Source organism: Shimia sp. FJ5, assembly GCF_032918335.1.
Taxonomy (GTDB): Bacteria; Pseudomonadota; Alphaproteobacteria; order Rhodobacterales; family Rhodobacteraceae; genus Shimia; species Shimia aestuarii_A.
The window spans coordinates 1,188,589-1,214,315 of the sequence record NZ_JAWJUV010000001.1 but is presented as its reverse complement, the minus strand read 5'-3'; the positions used below and the strand labels follow the sequence as shown (position 1 = coordinate 1,214,315).

The following is a 25,727-nucleotide window of genomic DNA, read 5'->3' as shown; positions in this document are numbered from 1 at the left end:
GCGCCGCGATGGCCCAAGAAACCTTGCTGCCCGACAACGGAACGGCCTTCGAGGAGGCCGTCGATCTCACCGGGGCGCGTATCGCTGATCTGCCGATTGGCCTTCGCCAACTGGTCCAGCCCGCGGCGTTTCCGGCGCCCCATTTGCCTTGGCTGGCCTGGGGCCTATCGGTCGATCTCTGGGACAAGGATTGGCCGGAGGAGAAAAAACGCGCCCGGACGGCTCGTTCGCTGCCGTTTCACGCGATCAAAGGCACCCAAACCGCCATAGCCGAAGCGCTTGCGGTCACGGGCGCCGAGGCGCTGCGCTTCATCGTGCCGCCGGCCAAGACCTATCTGTCAAAGGCGCTGACCGAGACGGAACGCGCGGCCTATCTTGATCGCTTCGCGCAGTTGAGGATCTATCCCTTCATCGCGCGGGGTGTTTCCGGCCGGAACACCCGGTTTCTGTCGGCGCCGGATGGCCCGGGAACGGCTTTCGCGGGGCCAAATAATCCGGTCTCGATTGCTGAGACCAAATACATTCGCACGGCCAAGCTCTATGACCGGGGCGGGGAAACCGCTCTGACGGTTCGCACCGTGACCCCAGAACGCGTTGGGGACTTCAACGCGATTGAGTATGACGAGGTGGTGCTGGCGCCCAAGCCCACGGCGGCCATTCATCTTGGCGACCGGCCGAAAGCGCAGGCGTTTCTGATCGACGACATGGGGGTGCGCCAGCGGATCGTTCGCATCCCACGTGACGAGACCTACAGCTATCGGCTGGGCCGGGAACAATACACAACAGTCCTGCCCAAGGGCGATCTGATCGATGTCCGTCCGCAGCAGGTCGCTGAACAACACCCGCAGCAGGCGACGTCCCTGTTTCCGGGTGGCCCGGGGCAGCGTGTCTCTGGCGCCTGCCTGCCCGAAACAATCGCCTGGCGGCATCTCTATGATCGCTGGCACATTCACGACCCGGATCGCGTGCTCGATGAGCGCAAACGCTCGACCCATCTGGGCTACACCCGTCTTGGGATGCCGCCCTATACGGCTGAGGTGCTGACCCGCATCACGGGGAAGCGTCATCCGCGCACAGCGGGCCGGTTCGTCAATGGCTATGTCGTGGCTGCCAGCACCAAGCCGGTCGACGATGCGCGTGCGGCGGTGATGGTCGCCAAATCGCTCCGGGACAAGGTCCTGATCAACACAAAGACCTGGCGCGTGCCGCGACCGGGCGACCGCCGCGCTGTGGGGGATATCACGCTCGGCGCATTGACAGAGGTTTGAGGCATGGAACGCACCGTCATCTACCGCGATCGGCAGGAGCTGCAATCCGCCGATCTCAACAACATGCAGGATTTCGGGCGCGCCTCGATGGATCACATCGTGCGCGATGCGCTTGAAGCCGGCAAAGCCTATTCGGGGTTTTCTGCCACGAAAACCGCGGCCACGGAACTCACGCTCTCCGCAGGCCGGCTCTACGCTGGTGGCGCCGTTTATGCGCGCAGCGAGGACATTATCGTTGATCTCTTCAACGTGCTGCCACTGGTGACCCGCAAACGCGTGGCGATCGTCAGCTTCGGCCAAGAGGTCGAGACCGATATCCAGCCGCGGGATTTCCTGATCGACGCGCAAACGGGCACCACAGAGCCGCAGTCCGTGGCGATGGAAAGCCTGCGCCGCGCGGAGATTTCCACGGTGGCAGGCACCGAAGGGCCGGACCCGAGCTATCCGGCGACAGATGCAAATGTCACGGTTATCGCCTATGTGCTCCTCGACACTTCCGGCGTGGTGGCCATCGAACAGTGGCAGGCCACGCAACTGCCGAACCTGCGCAATATTGCAAACCGCACAATCGCGCTCGAAAACTGGCGTGGCCAAATCAGCGGTCAGGTGGACACGCTGCGCACGGACCTGTCTGCGCTGGCGGATCGCTTGGCAGGCTATGCCACCAAGGCCGAAATCGTCGAACTGACCGAACAGCTCGATGAGCTGCGTACCGAAGTCTATGCGCCGGGCGCCTATATCTACTACGGCACCAACCATTTCCTGACAGCGGAGGGGTCGAACGTTGATCACCCGGATTTCGATGCCGTGGTCGAGGAAGGCATTCGCTTCCCGCGGGCTGGGGCGGAAACCTCAGAGCTCGCGCTTCTGAACCCCAACAATGTCTATATCGCCAATAACAGCGGCTTTGTTCTGCCCAAATACGCTCATGGCGTCCGGCTTGATCTGACGGGCTACGCCTCTGAAACCCGGCTTGCGCAATACACCTTCGAGACCACAGACATCCGCCAGCTCACGCGCGCCCGCACGCGGCGGCGCTATGGCAATTCCATGGTGGTTTGCACCAATAGCCGCTGGTGGCGTCAGGGCACCTATGATCTCGCGGGCAATGTCTTCCGCCGCGCAGGCGAGACCTGGGAGGTCACCAATGGCCTGCCGGACCGCATGCCCAACGGCGCGCGGGTGCCCAATGGCAATGTGCACTGGATCCGGGTGCGGCGTTTCTGGATCGACACCTATGAGGAGCAATACTGGGACCGCGTGACGACCACGGCCACGATCAATGGCCAGCAGGTGGCGCAGACCTTCCTGAACTCCCAAGACGGCTGGCTGAGCCAAGTGGGGCTCTACTTCTCACGCAAGGCCGCGGCCGGTGATGTGACGGTTCTGGTCACCGAGACCGCCTTCGGCATGCCTGATCTGTCCCGGGTCATCTCGCGCACGACCCTGCCGGTTCTGGATATTCAGGTGGGGGCGATTTCCACAGAAGTGGGCCTGCCGTCGCTGGTGGAAACCAAGCTGCCAATCACACCGACCTTCCTGACGGCGGGGCGTCGCTATGCCATCGTGCTGGTCACCACCGGTGATCACTATGTGGCCATGACCAATACCGACAACGGGGTGGTGCAAGGCACCTTCTTTGTCTCAACCGATGGCGCCTTTTTCGCGGGTAATCTCGTCGATGACATGAAGATGCGGCTTTACTTCGCGCGGTTTGAGCGCACCCGGCTCTCGGTTGAACTGACGGCCCTGCAGCTGGCAGGCGGCATTCTCGATCTCGACGTGCTGCACCCGGGCGTGACACCGCCCGCCTGCCGAACCGATATCGAGGTGCAAGTGAACGGGGCCTGGGTGGCGCTTGATGGCGAGGCCAACGGTCCTGATCTATCTGGGCTGCCCGGCATTCTGCCGCTGCGAGTGACGCTAACGGGCACCACCGACCTGATGCCTGGCTTTGGATTGACCGGCTCGCAGGCTGTCGCCACGCGCCCCAAGACGGCCTTTACCTGGTTGTCCGAGGCGCGCACGCTTGGCTCGCCCACAACCAGCGTCAAGGTGGTCACCGACCTGCAGCATTTCGAAGAGGCAAACCACGATTGCACCATCACCTTGCTGACGGGTGCGGGTCTCACCGGCACTGAGGCGGCAGATGTGGTTGAAGACGTGGTCTTGGCTGATGGTACGGTGCGGCGGACCTCGATTTTCAATGTGACCTCGGTCAGCACCTATGCGGTCAAGATTGTCGGCTCGACCGTCAGCGCGGCCGTGCCGTTTCTCGTCAGCGAATTGATCGAATACGCGCAAAGCTAATACCAGCAAGGAAACACGCCTCATGGCCTCCAAACCGACCCATTACCGGGTGACGGTGAACCGTCCCCTTGAATTTGCCGGCGTCCAGTTTCGGCCGGGCGCGCGCTATACCGTCACGGCGGCAATCTTCGACAGCTTATCGGCAGATCATCCCGAGGCCATCGCGACATCTGAGCCGCTGAAGAAAGGCTGATGCCATGCTGAGGTTTGAAGACCTACGCGTGCGCGACAATCAGGATCTCGATCGGGACTTCTTCAACCGCCGCTATCGCCTGATTGCCGAAAGCCTTGCGGATTTGAACACGCAGCTCGCGCAGATTGGCACGGCGACCGACAATCTGGTCACGCTGGGCCTGACTCGGGTGAATGAGGTGCTGGGGCCCGCGCTGGCCACAGCATCTGCCGCCGCAGAAAACGGGTTTCTGGTGGCCACGTCCTCGACGCCGCTGACGCTCACGGTGGGGCTCGAGACCACCTTTGAGATCGATGACACACCGGCACGCGCGCTTTTCGCACCCACGCCCTATGTGGTGATCTCCCGGGGTGGCACTGACAGCTTGAACGACTGGGCAGTGTTTCGGGTGGCTGCTTATGCGCGCGGAAACGGCGGGCTCGCGGGTGAGGTTATCGCCATGCACGGCGAGATCGGCGCTGCGGAACACAATGACTGGGTGATTTCCGCAAGCGCGGGTCTCGCCACGGCCCTGATCGAGGCCGCCGCCAATGTGGCCAATACGCTGCTCCTGGCGCAGCAGGCAGCTCAAGATGCGGCCGATGCCGCGGCCGTGGCTGAAAGCGTTCTGGCAAACGGCCCGGTGTCCTCGGTGAATGGCCAAACCGGCACGGTGGCGCTCGGGATCGGCGATATTCCGACGCTGACCGCTCAGCTCGCCAGCAAGGCGGCCAGTAGCCATGGGCATACGATTGCCCAGGTTTCAAACCTGCAAAGCACACTCGATGCCCTGCAGGCGCAGATCACCACGGTGGATGGCGGGTCCTACTGACCAGCACCTTTTGCCCTGACATTTTTGAGGAGGGACAGCCATGTCCGACCCAACTTTCGGGATTTCGATCACACGGATCGACAATGAGCCGCGCCCACCGGTCTGGAGCGATATGTCGGTGGTCGGCATCATCGGCACTGCGCCGGATGCGGATGCATCGGTTTTTCCCGCCGATGACCCAGTGTTTCTCTATTCCGACGATGCCGCCAAGCTGACCGCGCTCGGGGACGCGGGCACGCTCAAAGACGCGCTGGTTCTGCTCAATGCGCAGCTTGGCGAATTCCAAGTCGCCGCCAAGGTGGTCCTGGTTCGTGTTGAGGAAGGTGTCGATAACGCGGCGACGATCGCCAATGTCGTGGGCGATGGTGCGCTGACGGGCCTTTCTGCCTTCCGACGCGCAGGGCCCGAGATTGGCATGATCCCGCGGCTCCTTTGCGCACCGGGGTTCACCAGCCAGCGCACAGGGGCTGAGGCAAACCCGGTTTGCGCGGCCTTGCCGCCCATCTGCGAAAAGCTCCTCGCCCATGCTGTGGTCGACGGCCCGGCTACCTCCGAGCAGGACGCCATTGACTGGCGCGAAACCATCTCCTCGTCTCGCCTCATTCCCGTCGATCCGGCGGTGAAGGTTTACGCCGAGGGTGTGAGTGTGGTCCAACCCGCATCGCCCGCCATCATCGGCATCGGCGTCCGCCGTGACCACGAAAAGCAAGGCAGGCCTTTCCACTCTTGGGCCAACCAGCCGGTGCAGGGGATTGTCGGACCTTCGCGCCCCATCAACTTCTCGCTGACCGATGGCGCGACTGAGGGACAGCGACTGCTCTCGGCGAATATCGGCGTCATCCTGAGGGGCGAAATGGGCGTTGAAAGCGCCATTGGCCAGGGTGGCTTCATCTTTGTTGGCACCGACAATGCCGGCGAGGATGATCTCTGGCGGTTTTATAACGTCACCCGCGGGCGGGACTTTATCCACCTGATGCTGCTCCGGACCCTGCGGTTTTATCTCGGGCGTTTTAACGTCACCGGCCAAACCATCCAGGCCATCCTGAACACGATGGAAACGGGGCTCCGCAACCTCAAGGCCGATGGCGACATTCTGGGCTTTGAGCTGAAGTTCACCCGCGATCAGAACACGCCGGAAGAGCTGCGCCAGGGCCGCTTCACCGTCAGCTTTGCGGCCGAGGAGGCGCCGGTGCTGCGCTATCTCGGCATTCAATCCGCCCGCTACCGCCCGGCGCTCGATGCGCTTCTGGATGACCTGCTCGCGCAGGTCGGCACCATCACCGGCTGAGGGAACACAATATGAGTAATATCTACATCATGGAAGCCGCAAACCTCTTTTGCGGCGATGAGGACCCGACGGCCTCGAAGCACCTGACGCTGACCGAGCTGCAGCTGCCCAATCTGCAGGAAAGCTTTCAGGATTATCACCCGGGCGGCTCGCGGGTGCAGATCGAGGTGGCCGTCGGCATTCAGAAGCTTGAAGCGAGCTTCAAGCTGGCGGGCTGGGATCCAGATCTTCTGACCCAGTTCGGGCTTGGCGCTGCCTCGCGCAAGAAGTTCACCGCCTATGGCTCGATCCGCTCAAAACGGACGGGCGAGGCCATCGAGGCCAAAGCCGTGCTTGAAGGCCGGCTTGGCGCGGCAAACCCCGAAGCCTTCCAGCGCGGCGAAATGCAGGGCTTTGATTATTCGATCTCGGAAATCCTGCATTACGAGCTGCATTTTGGCGGGGTCGAGAAACTCTACTGGGATTTTTTCACCGCAGATTGGCGCGTGGATGGAACCTCCCAGAACGCGGATGAACGCAACATCCTGCGCATTCCCAACGGATTTTGAGAGGGCCCATGCCTCAGCATCGCAATAAACGCCTACCGCTCACGGCACCCATCACCTTGGGCGATCAGACTCTGACAGAGATCAGCGTTAAGAAACCGAAAGTGAAGGACCTCAAGACCCTGCAGGACGCCCTGGCCGGGATTGAGGATCAGTTGGAACAGGGCATTCTGATGGCCGCTGTTTTGACGGATCTGCCGCGCGAGGCGATAGAAGAGATGGACACGGATGATTTTACCGCGATCTCCGAGGTGATCGCGGGTTTTTTCCCAAAGGGCACGGCATCCGCGACTGGCGCACCATCACAGCCGAAACTGCCCACTGGCTGAACACACCGATCACCGATCTGATGGACATGGACTGGCCGGAGCTGGTGCTCTGGCATGCCGAGGCCCGACGTTTGGCGCGCGCCGCAATACCGAAGTGAACCGAACCCCATGGCAACGCTGACCTCCCAGTTGGTGATCGAGCTTCTCGATCGCGTGACGAGCCCTGCACGCCAGGCTGCCAGTGCGCTAGCCGGCATTTCCTCCCGCATCCGGGAAAACAACGGTCTGCCGATGACGTTCGGGGATCGGCTTAATGCTGCGATCACGCGCAATAACCGATCCCTTGCGGCTGCGCGGGGTGGCTTGGTCGATGCGGCCGCCAGCTTCTACGCATTGCGCGAAGCCATCGGCGGTCCGATCGCGGCGGCGTCCGCGTTTGAAAGCGCCATGGCTGATGTGCGCAAAGTGGTGGATTTTCCGACGCCGGAGGGCTTCAGCCAGTTCCAACAGGATCTCTTTGCCCTCTCGCGCGACATTCCCATCGCCGTAACGGGCCTCGCGGAAATTGCCGCTGCCGCGGGCCAAGCAGGTATTGCCGGGCAAGACCTCATTCGCTTCACCGATGCCGCCGCGCGGATCGGCGTGGCTTTCGACATCAGCGCCGATCAGGCGGGGGCCTCGATGGCCAACCTGATGACGGCCTTGGGGCTGACGATTGACGAGACGGCCTCCCTGGCAGATGCCATGAACCATCTCTCAAACAGCCAGGCCTCTAGTGCGGCCGATATTCTTGATGTGGTCCGCCGCGTTGGGGCGCAAGCGACGCTGTTTGGATTTTCGGCCGAAGAGACTTCAGCCTTTGCCTCGGCGATGCTGGCGGCCGGCGCCCAAAGCGAGGTCGCCGCGACAAGTTTCCGAAATATGGGGGCGGCCTTGACACGCGGGTCCGCAGCCACGCGGGCGCAAAGGGAGGCGTTCCAAGAGCTGGGGCTTGATGCAGAAGCCGTCGCGCGGCGCATGCAGGAAGACGCGGTGGGCACGACGCTCGATGTGCTGCGCCGCATCAGCCAGATCCCGCGCGAGCAGCAGGCGGCCATCTCAAGCCAGCTCTTTGGCAATGAGGCGCGCGCCTTGGGCCCGCTCCTGACCAACCTCGGCCTTGTGGAAGACACGCTTGGCATGGTGGGCGACCGCGCGAATTACGCTGGATCGGCCTTTGCTGAGTTCGAAGCGCGCAACAACACGTTCCAGGCCAATATGCAGCGCTTTCAGAACGTGCTGACCGAGCTGCAGGTCAACATTGGCAATGCGCTGATGCCCGCGATCACGTCTCTGGCGGAGGCGATCACGCCGCTGATCCTGCGGATCTCGGAGCTGGCTGCGGCCTATCCCGAGGTGACGCTCGCCGTGGTGGGGGCCACCGCGGCAGTCATCGCTTTCAAAGGCGCGATGGCGGCGCTGCAATTTGCCGGCCTCTTGGGCCGCGGCGGTGTGCTGTCGATGATTGCCGCCGGTTACAACACGATCGGACGTGCGGCTATTGGCGCGCGAACAGCCGCCACAGAAATGATCGGGCTGCAATCGGCTTTGGCGTCGATGGGCGGACAGCCCCTCGGGACACTGGGAAGACTGCGCGCCGGCTTGACTGGGGTTGCGCTCGCAGTCCCAGGTGTTGGAGCGCTGTCCTCTGGCATTGCCGCCATCGGGGCGGCTGTGGCAACGATATCGGCACCGGTTTGGGCGACTTTTGCCGCTGTGGCTGCGGTCGTTGCTGCGGCAGGCTTCACGATCTACCGCTACTGGGATCGGATCACGGCAACATTGTCTGGCGTCGGCCAAGCGATCTCCGAACGCCTGCAGGGCCCGTTGGACTGGCTCGGCGAAAAGCTCAGCTTCTTGACGCCGATCACCGAGGCCATTTCTGGCGCCTTCTCGGGGCTCGGGTCAGCCCTCGGGGCGGCGGTGGATGCGATCACCGGGTTCTTCAGTTCAGGGCTTTTCGAGCAGGAGGTGCTCTCCGAAGAGGAGCAGGCCCGCATTGCGCAGAACGCGGCCAATCTGACCGGCCGGATCATCGATGTCTTTGCCGGGCTCGTCACTGGGCTTTACGACAAGGGGATTGAGGCGATCCAGGCACTCTGGGACGGGATGGTCGCCAAGTTCGAAGAGCTGATTGCCTGGATCCGGGGTATCCCAAGCCGCATCGTCGAGGCGATCGGCAATATTGATCTGACGAACATCATCCGCTGGCCCTCGATGCCGGCCTGGCTCGGCGGTGGGAATGAAGCCCCAGCCGTGGCAGTGGATGAATTTTCCGGGGTTGATGGGACACGCGCTGCTGGCGGGCCGATCTCGCGCGGTGGGACTTACCTTGTGGGCGAGCGTGGGCCGGAACTCATCACCGCCAATCGCAATGGCTATGTAAACCCAGCGGGAAGCATGGGCGGTGCGGGACCAGTGGAGGTCTCGGTGAATGTGCCGATCACCATCACCGGCGCGACAGCGGATCCTCAGCAGCTTGCGGCAGAAATCACCCGCCAGTTGCGCGATCAGATCCGCGAAGCCTTCCGGGGTGTTTATGCTGATACCGGGCTGAGGTTTGCCTGATGCTGATGATGCTCGGACCCGTCCAATTCGAAATCCTGCCTTTCAACACTGATGGCTATAGCCACGGCACCGAGGCCGGCTTTGCCGAAAAGCCCGTGCTCGGAGCGCGGCCCATCCTCGAATATGTGGGCGAAGGCCCGGAAAGCTGGACGATCAAGGCGCGCCTCTATCCAGAAAAGTTCGGCGGCATGGGCCAGCTGACGCTTTTGTCGCAAGCCCGCGCCTCGGGGCGCCCGCAATATATGATGCGCGGCGATGGGGTCTTGATGGGCTGGGTCAACATCCTCTCGGTGACCGAGGGCGCCTCCTATCTGGGGCGCAATGGCGTCGGCAAGGTGATCGATGTCGACATCACCGTGAAACGGGCCAGCGCGCCAAGTGCGGGGGCGTTCTTCTCTCTTCTGGCGGATGTGCTCCTATGGACCAAGTGATCGAAACCGTGACCGTGGAAGGCGACGGGCTGACCGTGTCGGTGATCGTCTGGCGCCGATTCAAACGGCCCATGCCGGGGCTCGTGGAGGCGATCTATGATCTGAACCCTGGGCTTGCCGACCTTGGCCAGACCCTACCGATGGGCACGAGCTTTGACATGCCCATTCCGATCCCGCGGGAGCAGCAGGTTCTAGATCCGATCCGGCTTTGGTGAGGAAGCCTGCCCATGTCAAAACGCGCGCTTTTCAACGTGACCGTGGCGGGCACGAATATCACCACGGCGTTGATGCCGGTCCTATTGGGCCTGCAAGTCTCGGACAAGGTGGGCACCCATACCGATAGCGCAGATCTCGAGATTGATGACACCGATGGTCGGATTGTCCTGCCCAAGATCGGCGCGCCTGTGTCGATTGCGCTTGGCTGGGACAGTGAGGGCCTTCGTGTCGTCTTCGAGGGCACCGTCGATGAGTTGAAATCCTCCGGCACCCGCAGTGCGGGACGACGGCTTCGCTTCACGGCCAAGGGCATGGATACGACAGGTCGGGCCAAAGAAGGCCAGCAGCGTCATTGGGATGGGGCGACGGTAGAGACTATCCTGCTCGATGCGGCAACGCATGCCGGGATCACGGAGATCGAGATCGATCCGAAGCTGCGCAACCTGACCCGCGGCTATTTCGAGATGCGCGATGAAAGCCTGATTGCCATGGGCGAGCGGCTCGCTCGAGAAATCGGTGGCAACTTCCGCGTCACCGGCGGGCAGATCGTGCTCTCAAAGCGGAATGCCGATTATGCGGCCGCCATTGCCGCAACCTGGGGCCAGAACCTGCACAGCTGGGACATCGCCCCGAAGCTCGGCCGCCCGCAGTTCGGGGCAGTCCGTGGGCGCTGGTATGACGTAGAGGCGGGCGCCTGGCAGGTTGTCGATCGGGCAACAGGCGTCGATCTACCAAGCATCTACGCTGACCGTTTCGCCCGAGCGGGAGAGCAGGAAACCACCCAACAGGGCGAAAGCGATGCCGCCACGACGGCTCGGGATGCTGGCGAAGGCGCGGTGGTCATCGAAGGCAATACGGCGGCGGTGCCGGATGGGCTTTGCACCGTGTCCGGCACGCGGCCTGGCGTGGACGGGTCTTATCGCATCGAGGCTGTGACCCACACGCTGACCCGTTCGGGGGGCTTTGTCACCACGCTGGAGCTGAAGCAGCCGCAACAAGGCGCGGGTACAGATGTGAGGCTTGAGACCACCGCACCGGTGGCGCCAAGCGCGAATGTGCCGCCCATCATCGATCCGGATGCAACCGGGCCGTTCTGAGACCAAGGAGGCAGGCAGATGCCGGACAACAGTTTTATCGAAACCATCAACCACCTTTTTGGCGGCGCCATCACCACCCTGATCGGTGCCTTCACCGGCAGGCTCATGTGGCATTCCGGAGAGGTGAAACTTGGCAATCGCCGCTTTTTCGGCAAGGAACTCCTTTGGGAAATACCAGTGGCCGTGGGCATGGCGCTCATCGGCGATGCGGCGGCAAATTACATTGGTCTGACCCAGCCGGTCTCAACCGGGTTCGTGGCGACGCTCGCCTATCTCGGCCCGCGCGGCGCCGAAAGCCTGCTCTGCGCCTGGATTGGCCGCAAGAAATAACATCCGCTTAGCATCAAACTTCCGACCGCACGCCGTCATTTGGGGCGGCGTTTTCTTTTGCAAGGAGGCTCGTATGACCCCTTTTGAAATCGCCCAAGGCTACATCGGCACCACCGAGGGCCCCGGGCCTGAAGACAACCCGGCCATCATGGCAATGTACGCCTCGGTCGGCCACGACTGGGTGGAACACGACTCTGTCGCTTGGTGTGCAGCCTTTGTCGGCCATTGTCTGGAAAAGGCGGGGCTGCGGTCAACCCGACGCCTGAACGCGCGCTCTTATCTGGACTGGGGCATTCCCGTGGACCTGGCGGACGCCCAAGAGGGCGACATTGTCGTCTTCTCGCGCGGTTCAAAATCCTGGCAGGGCCATGTGGGCTACTTCGTGAAGATGGCGGGCGCTATGATTGAAGTGCTGGGCGGCAACCAGTCCGATGCCGTCAATATCCAGCGCTATGCTAAATCGCGACTACTCGGGGTGCGGCGCGCGGGGAATGTGGCACCGGCCGTGACGCTGTCGGTGCGCGATCTGCAGGCACGTCTCAAAGCGCTTGGCTATCACGAGGTGGGTCAGGTTGATGGTCAGATCGGGCCTCGCACCCGCGCGGCGATCCTGGCGTTTCGCGATGATCAAGGTCTGCCGCTGGTGCCGATCATCGATGTGGCACTGACGAAGGCCCTGACCAGCGCAGAGCGGCGAGCGGTCACGCCGGAACGGGCCGCGGGCGTGCCAGAAGGCAGTCGCATTATCACGGCGGCGAATGCCCAGGTGGGGCTTGGCGTTCTGGGTGCTGCAGGATCTGTGGCCGCGCAGATTGCGCCGGCGCTGACCCAAGCGGAAGAGGCGCGCGATACCGCCGAACGAGTGTTGGATCTGTTTGGGCTGACGGATGCCTTGCAAGTGGCATTGCCCTGGATCGGGGCGGCTGTGTTCATCGGCGTCATCTTCTACGCCCTGAAAGCCCGCAATGCCCGGATCGAAGATCATCGCAGTGGGAAGACGCCGTGATGTGGGTCTTGATCCTTTCCATGTGCACGTTGATCGGCGGGGTTCCAGCCTGCGGGTCCGATATTCATCCCGTGGCGATGCGCACATTCGCTGAGTGCGAGGACGCCGCTGTCCTCTCCCATGACCATATTCGGGCCGCCGCCGAGGCCGACAATGTCACCGTGCTGTCGCTCGACACCCATTGCTTCACAACGGCGGGCCTGCCGATCTCAGCGGAGGGCGGGGAATGATCACGATCCTCACCGCCTTCCTTTCCCGGATTGGCCGCAAGGCTGCCTTTTGGGGCACGATCGCATTCGCGATTGGCGCTGCGCTTTGGGTCGCGTTTCGGCGCGGCCGTCTGGAGGCTGAAGCGGAATTCATCATCCGCCGAACCGATGCCCGGATCCGATCCCTGCAAACAGCGAAAGAGGTGTCCCATGAGGTGCAAAATGCTGATCGTGTTGATCTTGAGCGCCGCCTTGACCGCTGGATGCGCGATTGATCCGACGCGCGATCGCGATGCCTGCGATTGGGCTGCCCCCATCAGACCATCTCGTGCCGATGTGCTGTCTGAGGGCACACTGGCCCAGATCGTCACCCATAATGAAATCGGCGCGCGCCTCTGCGGCTGGCGGCCCTGAACCGTGAAATCCTCGAGGTGATCTGTGGACGGGATCAAGTATGACCTGACCCTGGATGCCTGGACCATGGTCGCCTTCAATGCCTCCGCTGCGCTCGTGGTGCCGCCACTCGGTGCCCGGATCTGGGGTCAGGTGGCACCGGAGGAAGAACCGCCTGACGACGGCGGATTTGCGATCCGGGGAATGCGTCTGATCCGAGGCATCGCGCCGTTCGAAGCCCTCTGGCTGCGCGCGGACTGCGCGTCGGTCACCGTCACCGTTTATCAAGGAAACAGCATGTCCGGTGTCGTCTATTTTGGGAGATCGCCGTTTCGACTGCGCGCCCATGGCCCCGTCGAAATCGAGGTGCCCTACGTCCCGCAGATCCTCGATGGCGGTGCACCCGATACCGATTACGCAGGCCTTGCCGTCATCGACTGCGGTGGGGCTGCTGCTGACCCCAGTCTTCGCACCATTGATGGTCGCATTCAGGGAGAAACCCCATGACTTCCACAGTCTTTGCCAAAATCCAGATGCGCCGTGGCACGGCGGCCGAATGGAGCGCCGCCAATCCGATCCTGGCCGAGGGTGAATTTGCTTTCGAGATTGATACGGGCATCACCAAAGTGGGCGACGGTGCGTCGGACTATGCAACCCTGCCGGCCTATGCGACTTACAGCCAGATGCTGGCGGCGCAAGAAGCGATCGAGGCTGGGCAGGCGCAGCTTGCAACCTTCAACAGTCAACTGACGGCGGCACAGAATGCCGCGACCACCTCGGTGGCCAAAGCATCAGAAGCCTTTGTTTCGGCTGGGAATGCCAAGGGATCGGAAGATGCGTCTGAAGTGAGCGCATCGCAAGCGGCACAGAGCGCAATTGATGCCGCGGCGTCTGCTGTGCAGGCAGCCAGTTCCGAGACCAATGCCGCGGGGTCTGAACAGGCGGCTGCGGCTTCCCAAGCGGCATCTTTGTCGAGTGAACAAGCTGCCGCTCAGAGCGAAGCCAATGCCGCTGCTAGTCAGGGTACGGCCTCTGCCGCGGCCGCCGTCGTGCAGCCGCTCGCCGAGGAAATCGAGGTGATCGCGACCAACATTGGCACCGTGCAGGACGCGGCTGGACCACTGACCAACATCCAAACCGCTATGTTGGAAATGGCAACTGCGTTCGTCAATTCGCAGACGCGGTATGTCTCCGCCGTCGCCTTTTCGTAAGGAGCCCCGCCCGTGACAGTTCAACAGCAAGTGGACGCCCTGACGGCCTCGGTCGACAATCTGAAGGGGGCCGTGGTCTCCAAGACGGCCACCCTTGATGCCTCGGTTACCGACGCGCAATCTGCAACCGCGCAAGCGCAGGCTGCCAAGGTGACTGCGCTTTCTGCTCGCGATCAGGCTGGGACCTTCAAGGATGCTGCATACAGAGCGGCGCAGTCGGCCGCCTCGGGTGTTGCCTATCAGGACCTTTCTGCCGTCGCGCTCACCAAGGCGGTCACGGCTGTCGATGTGTTCATTTATGACACCTCGAAAGACAGCGACGGCGGCGCATGGCGGCATCGCTGCGCCGGCACGAGCTGGTATCGGGAAGAGTTGAATACATATAATAGAGGCTCGCGACGCGAATTTCCTGCGGTAGCTGTGATCGTCGCTGACGAAAGCTTTGTCACAATCTACGACGGTGATGATCCTTCCCATCCTCTTTGGATGCGGTTCGTTCTCGGATCAAACAACTTCATTTATACGGGCCCAACGACTGCTGTCGCAATGTTCAATGGTATTCTCGCTGTCGGGGTCGCTGGCTCCGGCGGCGGGCTCTGTTTGGTTGGCTTTCCTCAAGACAAAAGCCTCGTATCACTGGATTATTCGTCAAACAATTTTGCGATTCGTGGTGTTGGCATTGCAGGCCGCAACGGTGGCGGCTCAAGGGTTCTGGGCGCCAACCGGCAATATTTATCCGGAATCGTGAACCGGGCGGTCAACGATGTGGCCATGACTGTGCTGCCGAATGCCCCGATCGATCCCGCCTCAAAGCTGCCATTGGCTACAATTGCCGTCGCAACGGCTGGTGGCGTTTCGATAATCACCGACCGCGGCGAGGTGCATCACCTCTCATATTATTCAATGGGACATGCCAATCACGTCTCATTCTTCGGATCACTTCTATATTTTACCTATGGAACGACGGCGACGACGAGCGGAAATCCGATGGTGATCGATGTCGCCAATCTCTCAACCGACCGAACCGACGTGAACGGGGCCAACTTGGCCTACGTGATGGGCCACGTTTACGGGTTTAACTCACCGAGCATTTGGCCTGCCTTCAAAGATAATGGCGCAAGGGCTGCGGTTCTTTTGTCTTCGAACAGTCTTGCACGCGGTTGTACCGGCGCGCTGACCTTGATGCACTTCGGTGACGTTCCTGGGGCAAAATCCGACGGCAGCATGGTGGCCTACATCGCCGCAAACTACACCACTGGCTGGATGCCTGGGGATACTAAAGGGGCTTGGCTCGCAGACACGGATGATAGCGATCTCGTTGCCAGCGGCGAGCTGGTTGCGAACGGCACCTTCGATGTCGATACGACTGGATGGACTGTACTTGACGCAACAGCTTCCGTAATTTCCGGTGCTGTGCGTGTAACCAGCACAGCAGCCTACGGACGGCTTTCACAGGTCGTGCCCACGGAAGCAGGAAATACGTATTGCGTGACAGTGGATCTGATCGGCGGATCCGCGTCGTCGGGAAGCGTAATTACCGGTGGCACATACACAACGAAAAGCGTGGGCTCGAAGTTGGTTCATTACTTCAAGGCCACAGGTTCTAACACGACTGTTTCCATCCAAGTGCAAAGCGCGGATGTTGGTCAATATGTCGACTTCGACAACGTCTCCGTGAAACTCGCGGACGCCGACCGTTCTGTGAACAACAAGGGCCTCGTCATCAATGGCACTGTGACCCGCGAGCCCGTTTCGCAAGGCGCTGAGCTCGTCGCATACAGCGGATTCTCCGCCGCCAACTATTTTGAGCAGAATTATACTGGAGCTTTCGACTTTGGGACCGGCGACTTCTCCGTGATGGCGTGGGTCAAGACCACAGGCAGCGGTTCATTTGCGCTGCTGCAAATCTCAGACCGCCTTGGAGTAAGCTATGGCACAAACCACATGGTTTTTTGGGCCTTAGGCACGAGCGGTGAATTGCGCGTCAGGTTCGGTGTCGGCGCCAATTCAATGAGCCGAAATATCCCGTTTACCTTTGGCGACGCAGTATGGAGGCATGTTGCCTTCGTGAGGCGGAACGGGGTTCTGAACACATATGTCAATGGCATGTCGGTTGATTCAGTGGCCGCATCATCGTTCGATTTTTCCTTTGGCGCCGACTATTTTCTGAATGTCGGCCCATACTGGTTCAACGGGGTGTTTTCCGGAGGGACGGCCGCGCATCTTGCCCTCCTTCGTGTATCATCCACTGCGCCGGCCAACGATCAAATTCGCCAGATCTACCGGGATGAGAGGCCGCTATTCCAGGAAAACGCCGCGTGTACGCTCTATGGGTCCGTGGATGTCACGAGAGCAATCGCGCACGACCCCGATACGGGGCTTTTGCATGTCGGCACTACTGAAGGCCGTTCAGTGTTCAAAGGCCTCAGTCGGGTGGCGCACAGCACGTCGGCGGTGACGACCGCGATAGCGGCCAGTGGTGATCTTGTGGTCCAGCAGTAGTTTGGCGCTGTTGCGCCAATCTGATTGCTCCGTCCCAGCCTATTTCCCCTTTAAAGGACAGCGACATGACCCTCATGAGTTCGATTTCGAAGCTGACCACCTCAGTCGACCAATTGACCGGCGAGACGAACCTTACGCAGGCGCAGCTAGATGGGAAAGTGGCGCAGGCCGATGCCGAGATCGTCGCCGCGCAGGCCGAGCAGATGGCCACCGAGGCCTACCGGGATGAGGCGGCTGCCCATGCCGCGACCGCCGCGACCCACCTTGCGAATGTGAAGGCAGGCGTGAGCTATCAGAGCATCGGCGCGATGCTCGCCGAGAAGGCCGTGACCGCCGTGGATGTGTTCGTCTACGACACGAGCCTCGACAGCGACGGGGGGGCTTGGCGCAAGCGGTGCCAGCACACGAGCTGGTATAACGAGCCCCTTAACACGGCCACGCGCGGGGCGCGGCGTGAGTTCCCTGCGGTTGCCGTGATCATTGTCGAAAGCAACAAGGTCACCATTTACGACGCGGACGATCCATTTTTGCCGCTTTGGTGGTCCGTCAGCGGCACTACGGCAAACTCTGGGAGAAGCCTCTTTTACGCAAATTCCCTCGATTACAACGGTGGTCGGGCGTCCGTGGTGGCCAGAGATGGAAAGATCGTTCTCGGCATTCCTTATCCCAATACAAACGGCGGTTTGCGGGTCCTGGATTTTGTAGCGGATCGTGCTGAACGCCGTGTTGCCTCTCCGTCGCAAGCGTACAGCGGTTATCTCGTCCCAATGACCGCCCTGCAGACCGCTCCAGTTGACGGTGCGTTTGCGGGCGGGTTGCTGAATGACACGGTAAATGACGTCGCGATTGCAGTACTACCAGACGCGCCTCGCGATCCCGACACGGGCCTGCCGATGCCAACAATCGCTGTGGCAACGGCCGCGGGCATCAGCGTCATAAAGGACGACGGCAACGTCTGGGATATCACTGACACGTCAGGCGCAGATTACAGCGCCTCCGCCTCGGTTGTTTTCCTGCCAAGCAACCAGCTGCGGTTTTCGCAGCAGTTGACGCAGAGCCGTAAGGTTTCATCAGTCAATATCCCGAGTTCGGACAGAGACATCTATTTTTGGCGAACCGGCGGCGAAGGCTTGAACGCTGACGATGGTTTGACTCTGTGGGGCTCGCAGGCAACGTCCGGCTCCGGGATCCTGTATGGTGAAATGGCCCATCTCGGTGAAAACGCAGGCGGCCCTGCGCGATTGGCTTCTGACGGATCAATCGGCACGTCCCTTGGTCTGACCAGAACCCACAACAATTTGGCAAATCCTGCGGGCAGCATGGTGGCCTATGCGTCGTCGCACTACGCCACAGGCTGGCTTCTGGGAAATATCACGGGGGCGTGGTTGGCTGATACGGACAGCTCAACTCTCACCGAATCTGAACTGGTCGCAAACGGGGCATTTGATGTTGACCTTGACGGCTGGACCGCCACCGGCGAGGGCACCTTATCGATCGTTTCGGGTGCTATGCGCGTCCAAAATAATGATCCGTTTTCGGCGGGGTCGAGCCCCGCGGGCGTCTATGCTCTGAATACGGTTCCTGGCCAGGCATACACCGTTGCATTTGAGGTCGTTGGAACCTCGACTGGCAATTCCGGTGTTGGGCTGTCTGCCAATCCCAGCGGGACAACGCGTGAGCTTGCCGAGATTTCCGGTGCGGGGGTTGGCACATATCACCTGCATTTCATTGCAAAAACCGAGACCACGTATCTCAAGGCCTTCTCGTGGTCCATTTCAGCTGGGGCCTTTGCCGACTTTGACAACTTTTCGGTGCGTCTGGCCGTTGCTGATCGTTCAGTCGCAAAGCAGAATTTGATCGTAAACGGTTCGATCACTCGGTCTTTTGTGGTTGAGGGCGCCAATCTTGTCGCATTTTCTGGCTTTTCTGCAACGAGTTACTTTGAGCTGCCCTTCGACAACTCGCTGGATTTTGGAACGGGGGATTTCTGCGTGATGGGGTGGGCGAATACGGCCGATCCCTATGCCACCTTCGTTCGTCTTGGAGACAGCTCGAGCGGAGCCCCCAAGATTTTTGTCGGCACATATCCACAGCCAACCGCTGGCAATCTCGAGGCCTATATTCTCGGCGCGCCAAGCCTGCGTCCAAATGTGTTGACGCCGACCGGCTGGTTTCATTGGGCATTGGTTCGGATTGACGGGCAGGCGACGCTCTATGCCAATTCGGTCCCTTTGGTGAACGTTGCGTCTGTCGCAGATCTCTCGTTGGCAGGAACGGAAACTCTGCGAGTCGGCGTGCGCCACGATGGAAACCAGTCCCTGGACGGGCCTGGCGGTATTGCGCTCTTGCGCATATCTGGCAATGCCCCGACGCCAAACCAGATCGTAAAAATCTATGAGGATGAGCGGCGGCTGTTCCTTCCGGGTGCGCAGTGCACGCTGTTCGGCACCTCAGATGCTGTGACCGCGCTCGCCCACGATCCCAAGACGAATCTGCTGCACGTCGGAACCAGCCAAGGCCGCAGCGTGTTCGACGGCCTCGTTCGCGTGGCCAACACCGAAACCCCGGTCGGGACGGCGGTCAGTACCGTCAACGGCTTGGTCGTAGAAGAATAAGGAGGACTGACAAGTGACAGTCTATATCGAGAAACCAGCTCAGAATCTGCGCGAAGAACTCTCTGCGCTTCGGGCAAAGGTCGCTGCTGGCGTCGCGCAGGAGGCCTTCTGGCTTTCCGGAACCGGCGCGCAGACCGCCTTTGCGCTGCCGCGCGGGTGGAAGCCCAAGTTCGTCTATGTGGATGGCGCGCTACGGCGCCCAGGCACGGGCGAGGATTACACCGTCATCTTCGATGGGTTCATCCACACGATCACTTTCGCTGTGGCACCTGCCAATGTGGACGTGGGCGTGATCTGCGTGTGGGAGGCCTGATACATGACCGTTTTCATCAAGAAGGGCGACGCGCCCCTTTCGGTGCGACAGGCGACCAAGCGCGGTATGGCTTATGTTGCGGCGGAGCTGGCACAGGCCGGTGCGCGGACGGGCGACGAAGAAATTCTTCGGGTGATCCCGCAGGAGAATTTGCCAGCCAGGTTATTGGATGTGGTGAAGGCTCTGGGTCACGTTTCCTACGAGGCCTTCGCGCTTGGCTGGGAGGCTGACAATTTAGTCAACGGCGCAAACAACCTGTTCAACCACCAGCTCGCCGCCTACCGAGCGGCGCAGGCGCGTCTGGCGCGTTACCGGCTGGCGGACGGTCGGCCCGAGGTCACGGAGGAGCGGCAAGTTATCGACGAACAAGGCACCCCTCTGTTTCACGAAGCGACCGGAGAGCCGCTGATGGAGACCGTCGTTGCGCAGGCGGCGATTGACCCAATCCCGATGGAAATCGATCAGCCGCTCTATGACGAGACGACCGGCGAGCAAACCGGCAGCATTATGGTGCCCAACCCGGATGCTGAACGAGATGACGAGCAACGCACAGCAGCGCAAACAGTCATCGATCAGACCCCCGCAGAAGTTATTCAATTTGCGGACCCTGATGCGGAGCCAACGGCATGACATCCCGAGTCCTTAGCAAACGGTCGGCAGTTCCGGGCAAGGTGCCGACAACCGCCCAGATTGACCTCGGTGAGCTGGCAATCAATACGCGGGACGGTAAGCTGTTCCTCAAACGCGATAATGGAAACGGAGCCTTCACGATTGTCGAGGTCGGATCGCCGAAGGCTGTGGCATCCAACCTCGGGCTTGGCGCCTTTGCATATGGTGCGGTGGGCGACTGGACCGTTGCGGCAGATGCCAACGGCACCCTGCGCTTTCTGTACGGCGGTATCGCGCGGATGCGCCTGGATCCTGATGGGAATCTCACCGTTTCTGGCGATATCACCGCATTCGGAGCACCTTGATCATGGCATTAGCAGCATCTGGGGCATTGGCGCTTTCTGCAATTTCCACCGAGTTCGGCGGCAAAGCCGAGCTCTCCCTCCGCGCATATTATCGCGGCGCCGGGCAAGTTCCGGCTGTAGGATTGCCGAACTTGGACATACCGACAAGCGGAGCGATATCATTCTCTGCTTTCCGGGGCAGCGCCCGGACGACGCTCGTCGACTACGAAATGATCGGTGGAGGCGGCGGTGGTGGGTATGGCGTTGAAGATGGAACTTCTTCGGGTCGAGCAGGATCTGGAGGGGCGACAATTATCACGGTAACCGGTCGCCCAGCGGTTTCGGCTGCCGGCGGGCTTGGTGGACTGAACGGACAAGCCCCGCGATTAGGCAATAATGGTGCTGGGACGGTTTACGGTCCTGGTGGCATCGGCGGTAGTGTGAATGCACCAGGCTCTGCGGCCGCCGCGTCGTCATATGGTGCGGGCGGAGGTGGCGGAGGAGGTGACAACCCGTCCACATATGACTCTTCCGGTGCTGGGGGCTTCGGGGGCGAAGCTGGGACACGTCGGACAGGCAGTATCACCGCAGATTATGGCGCTGAGGTCGATGTCACTATTGGTGCGCGTGGTACCGGAGCTCCTGCCGGATATCGTGGTGGTGACGGTGCTCCCGGGTACGCACGGCTGACGTGGGACGGCAAGTCGGCAGCATTCACGTCGAGTGTCACTACCACGATCAACTGATGGAGCGAACATGGCTCTTCTCAACATCAACGCCTTGGCGGGATTCTCCCCGGCCCTAGATGCGCTCACCAATTGGCAGCGTGCTTCGCTTGTCGAGGTGGTTTTCTGCTATCGGCTCGGCGTGCTCTCTGCCACGGCAGTGTTCAACGACGCAGAGGTTTTTCGTGAGGTCGCGGGACACATCCCGGACAAGATTGCCGAGGCAAACACCCGGCGTTACGGCGTGGACTTGGAGAGCCGCTCAACCGGGCAGCTCCGTTTCTATGTCGATGGGGATGTGCCAGAAGCGGTGCTATTGGGGTTCACCTATGCAGCTATTGGTAAGCTCGCAGAGTGGAAGCGCTACCGGCGTGATCCAGACAACAAGCACAGTATTCTGATTGACCGATACGACGCTGAAAGCCGTCTGATTTCGGTCGGTGAGGTCGAACGCGCTAGTGGCCCGGAGTTATGGAAGGGTCCGGCAAGCCTGCCTCAAAAGGCAATAGCAGCCGGGATGAATGCGATCTTTCTTGCCAAAGAAGCCAAGGATCAGAGCTATCTCAGGCTATTGCCTGCGTAAGCCAAACTGGCCTATTCGCGACTGGCGGGCCGGGGTATTCAGCGTCCTTTATCAAGGAGCGCTGTGACCCGCTCAATCACCTCATCCTGCAGCTCATCAGTCATATCGCTGCCCGAAGGTAGACAGAGGCCGTTGGCGAAAAGCCGCTCGTCGACGCCAGCGCCGTGGTAGGGTGCACCCGCATAAAGCGGCTGCATATGCATCGGTTTCCATAGCGGACGGGACTCGATCTGGTGTTCCAGAAGCATGAGGCGTATGTCTTCGCGCCTGACGCCGGTCTCGTTAGGGTCGATGGTCAGAGCTGTGAGCCAGCGGGTTGAGTGCAGCCCGTCGGGTTCCGGCATGAAGACGATGCCGGGGCGGGAGAGAGCGGCCTTGTAGCGTGCGAAGATTTCGCGGCGGCGGACGACGCGGGCGTCCAGCACCTCCATTTGCCCCAACCCGATGGCGGCGCAGATGTTGGACAGACGGTAGTTGTAGCCATAGGTCGAGTGCTCGTAATGCGGGGCCGGGTCGCGCGCCTGGGTGGCGAGGAAGCGTGCCTGATCGGCCCAGTCCTTGTGCTTGGTCACCAGCATCCCGCCGCCCGAGGTGGTGATGATCTTGTTGCCGTTGAACNTCACCAGCATCCCGCCGCCCGAGGTGGTGATGATCTTGTTGCCGTTGAACGATAGGATCGCGGCATCCCCGCCGGTGCCGGCCTTGCGGCCGTTTTTATAGGAGGCGCCAAGGCTTTCGGCACTGTCAACGATCAGGCGCACGCCGTATTGCGCCGCAAGGCCTTCAAGCATGTCGAGATCGGCAGATTGCCCGTAGAGGTCGGTTGGCACGATGGCCTTGGGCAGGCGGTTTTCAGCGGCAGCTTTGGCCAATTCATCGGCCAAACGCTCGGTGTCGATGGTCCAGCTATTGGGATCAAGATCAAAGAATCGCGGGGTGGCACCCAGATAGTTGACCGGAAAGATACCGCCGGCAAAGGTCATCGACGAAATCCAGACCTCATCCCCCGCACCGACCACGGCTATGCGCAGCGCAAGATGCAAGGCGGCAGAGCCCGACGACAGGCCGACGCAGTGCACATCTTCCTCGAGGTAGTCGCGCACAGAGGCCTCGAAGGCATCGAGTTGGGGCCCGAGCGGGGCGACGAAGTTCGACGCAAAAGCCTCGGCCACGCGGCGCTCCTCATGGCCGGACATATGGGGGCGGGACAGGTAGATACGCATGGATCAGTCCTTGATAAGTGGTTTGGCCGGATTGCCGACGACAGTCACGCCGGGCGGCACGTCGCGGGTGACGACCGCACCCATGCCGACAATGGCACCAGCGCCAATTTTCAGGGGCTTGTCGGGCTTACCTTGACGAAGAACTGCGCCCGTCCCGATATAGGCATGCTCTTCGATATGGACATTGCCATTACACATCACGCCGGGCGCAAAGGTCACAAAATCACCGATCACGCAGTCATGCGCGACGTAAGAGTAAATGTTAGCATGGAAGTGGCGGCCGATAGTGGCATTCGATGTGATCGTCGTAAAGCCACATAAGATCAGCCCTTCCGCAATGGGCGACTCGTCAAGGGCCATGCTGTTTTTTGCCCGTACAGCGATGAAATCCAAGCCCGCCATCTCACATTTCGCGGCAAGTTTTTCGCGAACTCCACCGTCGCCAATGGCTAAGGTGATCGCTCGGGTCTTGGCTGGATGGCCGAGAAATTGCTCGAATGTCATGCACTTGTGGCCATTCACGATGTCTGCTACAACGGAATCATCTACAAATACGCATTCGGCCTCAGGATCATTGGCCACTTGCACTCGCAGCAAAGGCATGACTTCCCGCCCAAAGCCGCTGGCACCATAGACACCGTACAAATTCATCTTTTCTCTCCCGTGAACTTTGACATAGTGGCCTCCCCCGCCGCTGAAATGCCGTCGCGCTTGATCACCTTGCGAATGGTCAGCCAGATGATCTTCAGATCCAGCCACAGGCTGAGGTTATCAACATACCAGACATCAAGCGCGAATTTCTCGTCCCAAGATATCGCGTTTCGCCCGTTCACCTGCGCCCAGCCGGACACGCCGGGGCGCACCTCGTGGCGGCGGGCCTGTTCGGGGGAATAAAGAGGCAGGTATTCCATCAACAGCGGACGCGGGCCAACAAGGCTCATGTCGCCCTTCAGCACGTTCCAAAGTTCAGGTAGTTCATCGATCGAGCTGGCCCGCAGGAATCGGCCCAATTTGGTGAGCCGCTCAGCATCGGGCAGGGGGCGACCATCGGCGTCAATTGCGTCACGCATGGTGCGGAATTTGATCATCTGAAATGGTTTCCCGTGGCGACCGGGCCGGGTTTGTTGGAATAGGACAGGCGATCCCATCTCGCGTTTGATCATTACCGAAATGACAATCAGAATTGGGGAGAAAACGATCAGCCCAACACTTGCGCCCAAAATATCCAATGCACGTTTTATCAATTAGTGAACTCCTAACACTCCAAACGGTCTATCAACCCGAACGAAGCCTTTCTGAGTGAACTTTCGCTGAACTTCAATCGTGGGAGCCGACATGCTCCCCTCAGCGAAAAGGCTTCCGCATGAACCCCTTTGCCCATCGTGCCCGTTCCATTCAAGGCCCCGCGACCGACGCGCTTCCGGTGACACCGGATGATGCGACCGACCTGTCCATGACTGCCATCGCCCTCTATGTCGAGACCGGTGGCACGGTGGTGGTCGACACCGTCGCCGGGGAAACCCGCACCATGGCCGTGGCCGACTTCTCGATCCTGCCCCTGGGCACCACCCGTGTCCGGGCCACCGGAACGACAGCGACGGGCATTCATGCGCTGGTGCTGGCATGAAGGTCACGACCGACCTGTCCGTGACCTCTCTGCGACCGCGACAAAGTGGGATTTGGACCCCATCTTTGCTGTTCGACGGCGGTGAGCAGGGTGCCTGGTTCGATCCATCGGATCTATCGACCTTGTTCCAGGATGCTGCCGGAACAATACCCGTCACTGCTGACGGGGACCAAGTCGGCCTCATCCTTGACAAAAGCGGCAACGGTAACCATGCGATCCAGTCCATCCCGGCCACACGCCCAAGCTGGCGCACAAATGGCAACGTGGCCTGGTTCGAATTCGACGGCGTCGATGACCGGGTGTCGATTAACCCCATAGGATATGCGTCGGGTAGTTTCGGTCTTTGCATCGGGTTGAGCTACCTCGCGTACACGCCGAGCACCAAGTATGGCAGTTGGCGATCTCTTCACATTGACGGGCCATATATCGGAGCTTCACATCCAACAAGCGTAGGGGACATCCATAGTGTTGCCGCGGTGGCGGAGCTTGATGGAGAGCCGGCATCTGGCTCGCGTCATCTGCTCTATGCGCAATTGCTTAAAAAGCGGATTGCGACGGCTACGGGGATTCCTGCCGCTGCCTTTGCCGATAATACTTGGCAGTTCAGCGGTTACTCCTCGCCTGGATCGCCGCCCGCGAGAGTTTATGGTTATGTCGAATCCGAAGCTCTGATTGCTGCGAATGTCGCAATGGTCCGGCTTTGGATGGCGAAGCATACGAAGGGGGCGTGACAATGAAATCTCTAATGATCCTGGTGCCGGAACCGCAACTTGCTGAAACCAACGCCATGCTCCACGATCTGGGGTGGCCTGAGGACAATTTCACGGTCGCGCTGTCGGTTACCGGCGCGGCGCCGATAACGCATTACGGCTTGCGCGCCTAGGTGGACGCCGCCTTCTGCAACGCGATTGACCAAGCGCTAGCGGAGAAACCGGACCTGACCGCAGCGTTGATCATCAACACCTGTTCTGACAAGAACCGGCATCAGCAGTTTCCGTCGGT

29 protein-coding genes are annotated in these 25,727 nt (G+C 60.7%); 26 read left to right on the top strand and 3 right to left on the bottom strand.

Annotated features, from left to right (window positions below; translation table 11 throughout):
• Nucleotides 1–8 precede the first annotated feature (8 nt).
• From R1W01_RS06085 to R1W01_RS05975, 23 genes are all read left to right on the top strand, one after another.
• The gene (locus R1W01_RS06085) at nucleotides 9–1,268 is read left to right on the top strand and encodes a phage tail protein I (protein ID WP_317275103.1); all 1,260 of its coding nucleotides are present in this window, start codon (nucleotides 9–11) and stop codon (nucleotides 1,266–1,268) included.
• 3 nt (nucleotides 1,269–1,271) lie between these two features.
• The gene (locus R1W01_RS06080; RefSeq protein WP_317275102.1) at nucleotides 1,272–3,578 is read left to right on the top strand and encodes a hypothetical protein; all 2,307 of its coding nucleotides are present in this window, start codon (nucleotides 1,272–1,274) and stop codon (nucleotides 3,576–3,578) included.
• Between the two features lie 22 nt (nucleotides 3,579–3,600).
• Nucleotides 3,601–3,771: a hypothetical protein gene (locus R1W01_RS06075; protein WP_317275101.1), complete on the top strand. Its 171-nt coding sequence runs from the start codon at nucleotides 3,601–3,603 to the stop codon at nucleotides 3,769–3,771.
• Nucleotides 3,772–3,775: 4 nt separating this feature from the next.
• Nucleotides 3,776–4,582 carry a hypothetical protein gene (locus tag R1W01_RS06070; protein WP_317275100.1) on the top strand — a complete coding sequence of 269 codons (807 nt, stop codon included), beginning with the start codon at nucleotides 3,776–3,778 and terminating at the stop codon, nucleotides 4,580–4,582.
• Between the two features lie 40 nt (nucleotides 4,583–4,622).
• Nucleotides 4,623–5,870: a hypothetical protein gene (locus R1W01_RS06065; RefSeq protein ID WP_317275099.1), complete on the top strand. Its 1,248-nt coding sequence runs from the start codon at nucleotides 4,623–4,625 to the stop codon at nucleotides 5,868–5,870.
• An 11-nt stretch (nucleotides 5,871–5,881) separates the two neighbouring features.
• On the top strand, nucleotides 5,882–6,418 hold the full coding sequence (locus R1W01_RS06060; RefSeq protein WP_093321578.1) for a phage major tail tube protein: 537 nt from the start codon (nucleotides 5,882–5,884) through the stop codon (nucleotides 6,416–6,418).
• Nucleotides 6,419–6,426: 8 nt separating this feature from the next.
• Nucleotides 6,427–6,744, top strand: a complete 318-nt coding sequence (locus R1W01_RS06055; RefSeq protein WP_317275098.1) for a phage tail assembly protein — start codon at nucleotides 6,427–6,429, stop codon at nucleotides 6,742–6,744.
• 108 nt (nucleotides 6,745–6,852) lie between these two features.
• Nucleotides 6,853–9,291, top strand: coding sequence for a phage tail tape measure protein (locus R1W01_RS06050; RefSeq protein ID WP_317275097.1), 2,439 nt, complete (start codon nucleotides 6,853–6,855; stop codon nucleotides 9,289–9,291).
• Nucleotides 9,291–9,722: a phage tail protein gene (locus tag R1W01_RS06045; protein ID WP_317275096.1), complete on the top strand. Its 432-nt coding sequence runs from the start codon at nucleotides 9,291–9,293 to the stop codon at nucleotides 9,720–9,722. The genes R1W01_RS06050 and R1W01_RS06045 overlap by 1 nt, the downstream gene beginning before the upstream one ends.
• The gene (locus R1W01_RS06040) at nucleotides 9,710–9,937 is read left to right on the top strand and encodes a tail protein X (RefSeq protein ID WP_317275095.1); all 228 of its coding nucleotides are present in this window, start codon (nucleotides 9,710–9,712) and stop codon (nucleotides 9,935–9,937) included. The genes R1W01_RS06045 and R1W01_RS06040 overlap by 13 nt, the downstream gene beginning before the upstream one ends.
• Nucleotides 9,938–9,949: 12 nt before the next feature.
• On the top strand, nucleotides 9,950–11,035 hold the full coding sequence (locus tag R1W01_RS06035; RefSeq protein WP_317275094.1) for a hypothetical protein: 1,086 nt from the start codon (nucleotides 9,950–9,952) through the stop codon (nucleotides 11,033–11,035).
• A gap of 18 nt (nucleotides 11,036–11,053) precedes the next feature.
• On the top strand, nucleotides 11,054–11,365 hold the full coding sequence (locus R1W01_RS06030) for a phage holin family protein (protein ID WP_165809745.1): 312 nt from the start codon (nucleotides 11,054–11,056) through the stop codon (nucleotides 11,363–11,365).
• A 73-nt stretch (nucleotides 11,366–11,438) separates the two neighbouring features.
• Nucleotides 11,439–12,371 (top strand): TIGR02594 family protein, encoded by a 933-nt coding sequence (locus R1W01_RS06025; RefSeq protein WP_317275093.1) that lies wholly within the window; start codon nucleotides 11,439–11,441, stop codon nucleotides 12,369–12,371.
• Nucleotides 12,371–12,601, top strand: coding sequence for a hypothetical protein (locus R1W01_RS06020; protein ID WP_317275092.1), 231 nt, complete (start codon nucleotides 12,371–12,373; stop codon nucleotides 12,599–12,601). The genes R1W01_RS06025 and R1W01_RS06020 overlap by 1 nt, the downstream gene beginning before the upstream one ends.
• Nucleotides 12,598–12,855: a hypothetical protein gene (locus R1W01_RS06015; protein ID WP_317275091.1), complete on the top strand. Its 258-nt coding sequence runs from the start codon at nucleotides 12,598–12,600 to the stop codon at nucleotides 12,853–12,855. Before R1W01_RS06020 ends, R1W01_RS06015 begins: the two co-directional genes overlap by 4 nt.
• 163 nt (nucleotides 12,856–13,018) lie before the next feature.
• Nucleotides 13,019–13,480: a hypothetical protein gene (locus R1W01_RS06010; protein ID WP_317275090.1), complete on the top strand. Its 462-nt coding sequence runs from the start codon at nucleotides 13,019–13,021 to the stop codon at nucleotides 13,478–13,480.
• Complete coding sequence (locus R1W01_RS06005) at nucleotides 13,477–14,184, top strand: hypothetical protein (protein ID WP_317275089.1); 708 nt, start codon at nucleotides 13,477–13,479, stop codon at nucleotides 14,182–14,184. The genes R1W01_RS06010 and R1W01_RS06005 overlap by 4 nt, the downstream gene beginning before the upstream one ends.
• A 12-nt stretch (nucleotides 14,185–14,196) precedes the next feature.
• On the top strand, nucleotides 14,197–16,686 hold the full coding sequence (locus R1W01_RS06000) for a LamG-like jellyroll fold domain-containing protein (RefSeq protein WP_317275088.1): 2,490 nt from the start codon (nucleotides 14,197–14,199) through the stop codon (nucleotides 16,684–16,686).
• Nucleotides 16,687–16,751: 65 nt separating this feature from the next.
• The gene (locus R1W01_RS05995) at nucleotides 16,752–19,301 is read left to right on the top strand and encodes a LamG-like jellyroll fold domain-containing protein (protein ID WP_317275087.1); all 2,550 of its coding nucleotides are present in this window, start codon (nucleotides 16,752–16,754) and stop codon (nucleotides 19,299–19,301) included.
• A 13-nt stretch (nucleotides 19,302–19,314) separates the two neighbouring features.
• On the top strand, nucleotides 19,315–19,614 hold the full coding sequence (locus R1W01_RS05990; RefSeq protein WP_317275086.1) for a hypothetical protein: 300 nt from the start codon (nucleotides 19,315–19,317) through the stop codon (nucleotides 19,612–19,614).
• Nucleotides 19,615–19,617: 3 nt separating this feature from the next.
• Nucleotides 19,618–20,244, top strand: a complete 627-nt coding sequence (locus R1W01_RS05985) for a hypothetical protein (RefSeq protein ID WP_317275085.1) — start codon at nucleotides 19,618–19,620, stop codon at nucleotides 20,242–20,244.
• Nucleotides 20,241–20,588, top strand: coding sequence for a hypothetical protein (locus R1W01_RS05980; RefSeq protein WP_317275084.1), 348 nt, complete (start codon nucleotides 20,241–20,243; stop codon nucleotides 20,586–20,588). The genes R1W01_RS05985 and R1W01_RS05980 overlap by 4 nt, the downstream gene beginning before the upstream one ends.
• A 735-nt stretch (nucleotides 20,589–21,323) precedes the next feature.
• Entirely contained in the window at nucleotides 21,324–21,875 is a 552-nt protein-coding gene (locus R1W01_RS05975) for a hypothetical protein (RefSeq protein WP_317275083.1), read from the top strand.
• Nucleotides 21,876–21,913: 38 nt separating this feature from the next.
• On the opposite strand, the gene R1W01_RS05970 is transcribed toward R1W01_RS05975, so the two are convergent.
• From R1W01_RS05970 to R1W01_RS05960, 3 genes are read right to left on the bottom strand one after another with little or no spacing between them, the layout of a single operon-like run.
• Nucleotides 21,914–23,098, bottom strand: coding sequence for a DegT/DnrJ/EryC1/StrS family aminotransferase (locus R1W01_RS05970; protein ID WP_317275082.1), 1,185 nt, complete (start codon nucleotides 23,096–23,098; stop codon nucleotides 21,914–21,916).
• A gap of 3 nt (nucleotides 23,099–23,101) precedes the next feature.
• A complete protein-coding gene (locus R1W01_RS05965) occupies nucleotides 23,102–23,749 on the bottom strand; it encodes an acetyltransferase (RefSeq protein ID WP_317275081.1) in 648 nt (215 codons plus the stop codon).
• The gene (locus R1W01_RS05960) at nucleotides 23,746–24,342 is read right to left on the bottom strand and encodes a sugar transferase (RefSeq protein ID WP_317275080.1); all 597 of its coding nucleotides are present in this window, start codon (nucleotides 24,340–24,342) and stop codon (nucleotides 23,746–23,748) included. Before R1W01_RS05960 ends, R1W01_RS05965 begins: the two co-directional genes overlap by 4 nt.
• Nucleotides 24,343–24,461: 119 nt before the next feature.
• Here R1W01_RS05960 and R1W01_RS05955 point away from each other — a divergent pair, with 119 nt between their 5' ends.
• Genes R1W01_RS05955 through R1W01_RS05945 form a run of 3 tightly spaced genes read left to right on the top strand, consistent with a single transcriptional unit; the run spans nucleotide 24,462 to nucleotide 25,608 of the window.
• A complete protein-coding gene (locus tag R1W01_RS05955; RefSeq protein ID WP_317275079.1) occupies nucleotides 24,462–24,725 on the top strand; it encodes a hypothetical protein in 264 nt (87 codons plus the stop codon).
• Nucleotides 24,722–25,456, top strand: a complete 735-nt coding sequence (locus R1W01_RS05950) for a hypothetical protein (RefSeq protein WP_317275078.1) — start codon at nucleotides 24,722–24,724, stop codon at nucleotides 25,454–25,456. Before R1W01_RS05955 ends, R1W01_RS05950 begins: the two co-directional genes overlap by 4 nt.
• A 2-nt stretch (nucleotides 25,457–25,458) precedes the next feature.
• Complete coding sequence (locus R1W01_RS05945; protein ID WP_317275077.1) at nucleotides 25,459–25,608, top strand: hypothetical protein; 150 nt, start codon at nucleotides 25,459–25,461, stop codon at nucleotides 25,606–25,608.
• The last annotated feature ends 119 nt before the right edge of the window (nucleotides 25,609–25,727 follow it).

What these genes read in the sequence shown, in the direction of transcription:
- R1W01_RS06085 (WP_317275103.1), top strand. Translation starts at nt 9, where the DNA reads ATGGCCCAAGAAACCTTGCTGCCCGACAACGGAACGGCCTTCGAGGAG.
- R1W01_RS06080 (WP_317275102.1), top strand. Translation starts at nt 1,272, where the DNA reads ATGGAACGCACCGTCATCTACCGCGATCGGCAGGAGCTGCAATCCGCC.
- R1W01_RS06075 (WP_317275101.1), top strand. Translation starts at nt 3,601, where the DNA reads ATGGCCTCCAAACCGACCCATTACCGGGTGACGGTGAACCGTCCCCTT.
- R1W01_RS06070 (WP_317275100.1), top strand. Translation starts at nt 3,776, where the DNA reads ATGCTGAGGTTTGAAGACCTACGCGTGCGCGACAATCAGGATCTCGAT.
- R1W01_RS06065 (WP_317275099.1), top strand. Translation starts at nt 4,623, where the DNA reads ATGTCCGACCCAACTTTCGGGATTTCGATCACACGGATCGACAATGAG.
- R1W01_RS06060 (WP_093321578.1), top strand. Translation starts at nt 5,882, where the DNA reads ATGAGTAATATCTACATCATGGAAGCCGCAAACCTCTTTTGCGGCGAT.
- R1W01_RS06055 (WP_317275098.1), top strand. Translation starts at nt 6,427, where the DNA reads ATGCCTCAGCATCGCAATAAACGCCTACCGCTCACGGCACCCATCACC.
- R1W01_RS06050 (WP_317275097.1), top strand. Translation starts at nt 6,853, where the DNA reads ATGGCAACGCTGACCTCCCAGTTGGTGATCGAGCTTCTCGATCGCGTG.
- R1W01_RS06045 (WP_317275096.1), top strand. Translation starts at nt 9,291, where the DNA reads ATGCTGATGATGCTCGGACCCGTCCAATTCGAAATCCTGCCTTTCAAC.
- R1W01_RS06040 (WP_317275095.1), top strand. Translation starts at nt 9,710, where the DNA reads ATGGACCAAGTGATCGAAACCGTGACCGTGGAAGGCGACGGGCTGACC.
- R1W01_RS06035 (WP_317275094.1), top strand. Translation starts at nt 9,950, where the DNA reads ATGTCAAAACGCGCGCTTTTCAACGTGACCGTGGCGGGCACGAATATC.
- R1W01_RS06030 (WP_165809745.1), top strand. Translation starts at nt 11,054, where the DNA reads ATGCCGGACAACAGTTTTATCGAAACCATCAACCACCTTTTTGGCGGC.
- R1W01_RS06025 (WP_317275093.1), top strand. Translation starts at nt 11,439, where the DNA reads ATGACCCCTTTTGAAATCGCCCAAGGCTACATCGGCACCACCGAGGGC.
- R1W01_RS06020 (WP_317275092.1), top strand. Translation starts at nt 12,371, where the DNA reads ATGTGGGTCTTGATCCTTTCCATGTGCACGTTGATCGGCGGGGTTCCA.
- R1W01_RS06015 (WP_317275091.1), top strand. Translation starts at nt 12,598, where the DNA reads ATGATCACGATCCTCACCGCCTTCCTTTCCCGGATTGGCCGCAAGGCT.
- R1W01_RS06005 (WP_317275089.1), top strand. Translation starts at nt 13,477, where the DNA reads ATGACTTCCACAGTCTTTGCCAAAATCCAGATGCGCCGTGGCACGGCG.
- R1W01_RS05995 (WP_317275087.1), top strand. Translation starts at nt 16,752, where the DNA reads ATGACCCTCATGAGTTCGATTTCGAAGCTGACCACCTCAGTCGACCAA.
- R1W01_RS05985 (WP_317275085.1), top strand. Translation starts at nt 19,618, where the DNA reads ATGACCGTTTTCATCAAGAAGGGCGACGCGCCCCTTTCGGTGCGACAG.
- R1W01_RS05980 (WP_317275084.1), top strand. Translation starts at nt 20,241, where the DNA reads ATGACATCCCGAGTCCTTAGCAAACGGTCGGCAGTTCCGGGCAAGGTG.
- R1W01_RS05975 (WP_317275083.1), top strand. Translation starts at nt 21,324, where the DNA reads ATGGCTCTTCTCAACATCAACGCCTTGGCGGGATTCTCCCCGGCCCTA.
- R1W01_RS05965 (WP_317275081.1), bottom strand. Translation starts at nt 23,749, where the DNA reads ATGAATTTGTACGGTGTCTATGGTGCCAGCGGCTTTGGGCGGGAAGTC.
- R1W01_RS05955 (WP_317275079.1), top strand. Translation starts at nt 24,462, where the DNA reads ATGAACCCCTTTGCCCATCGTGCCCGTTCCATTCAAGGCCCCGCGACC.
- R1W01_RS05950 (WP_317275078.1), top strand. Translation starts at nt 24,722, where the DNA reads ATGAAGGTCACGACCGACCTGTCCGTGACCTCTCTGCGACCGCGACAA.
- R1W01_RS05945 (WP_317275077.1), top strand. Translation starts at nt 25,459, where the DNA reads ATGAAATCTCTAATGATCCTGGTGCCGGAACCGCAACTTGCTGAAACC.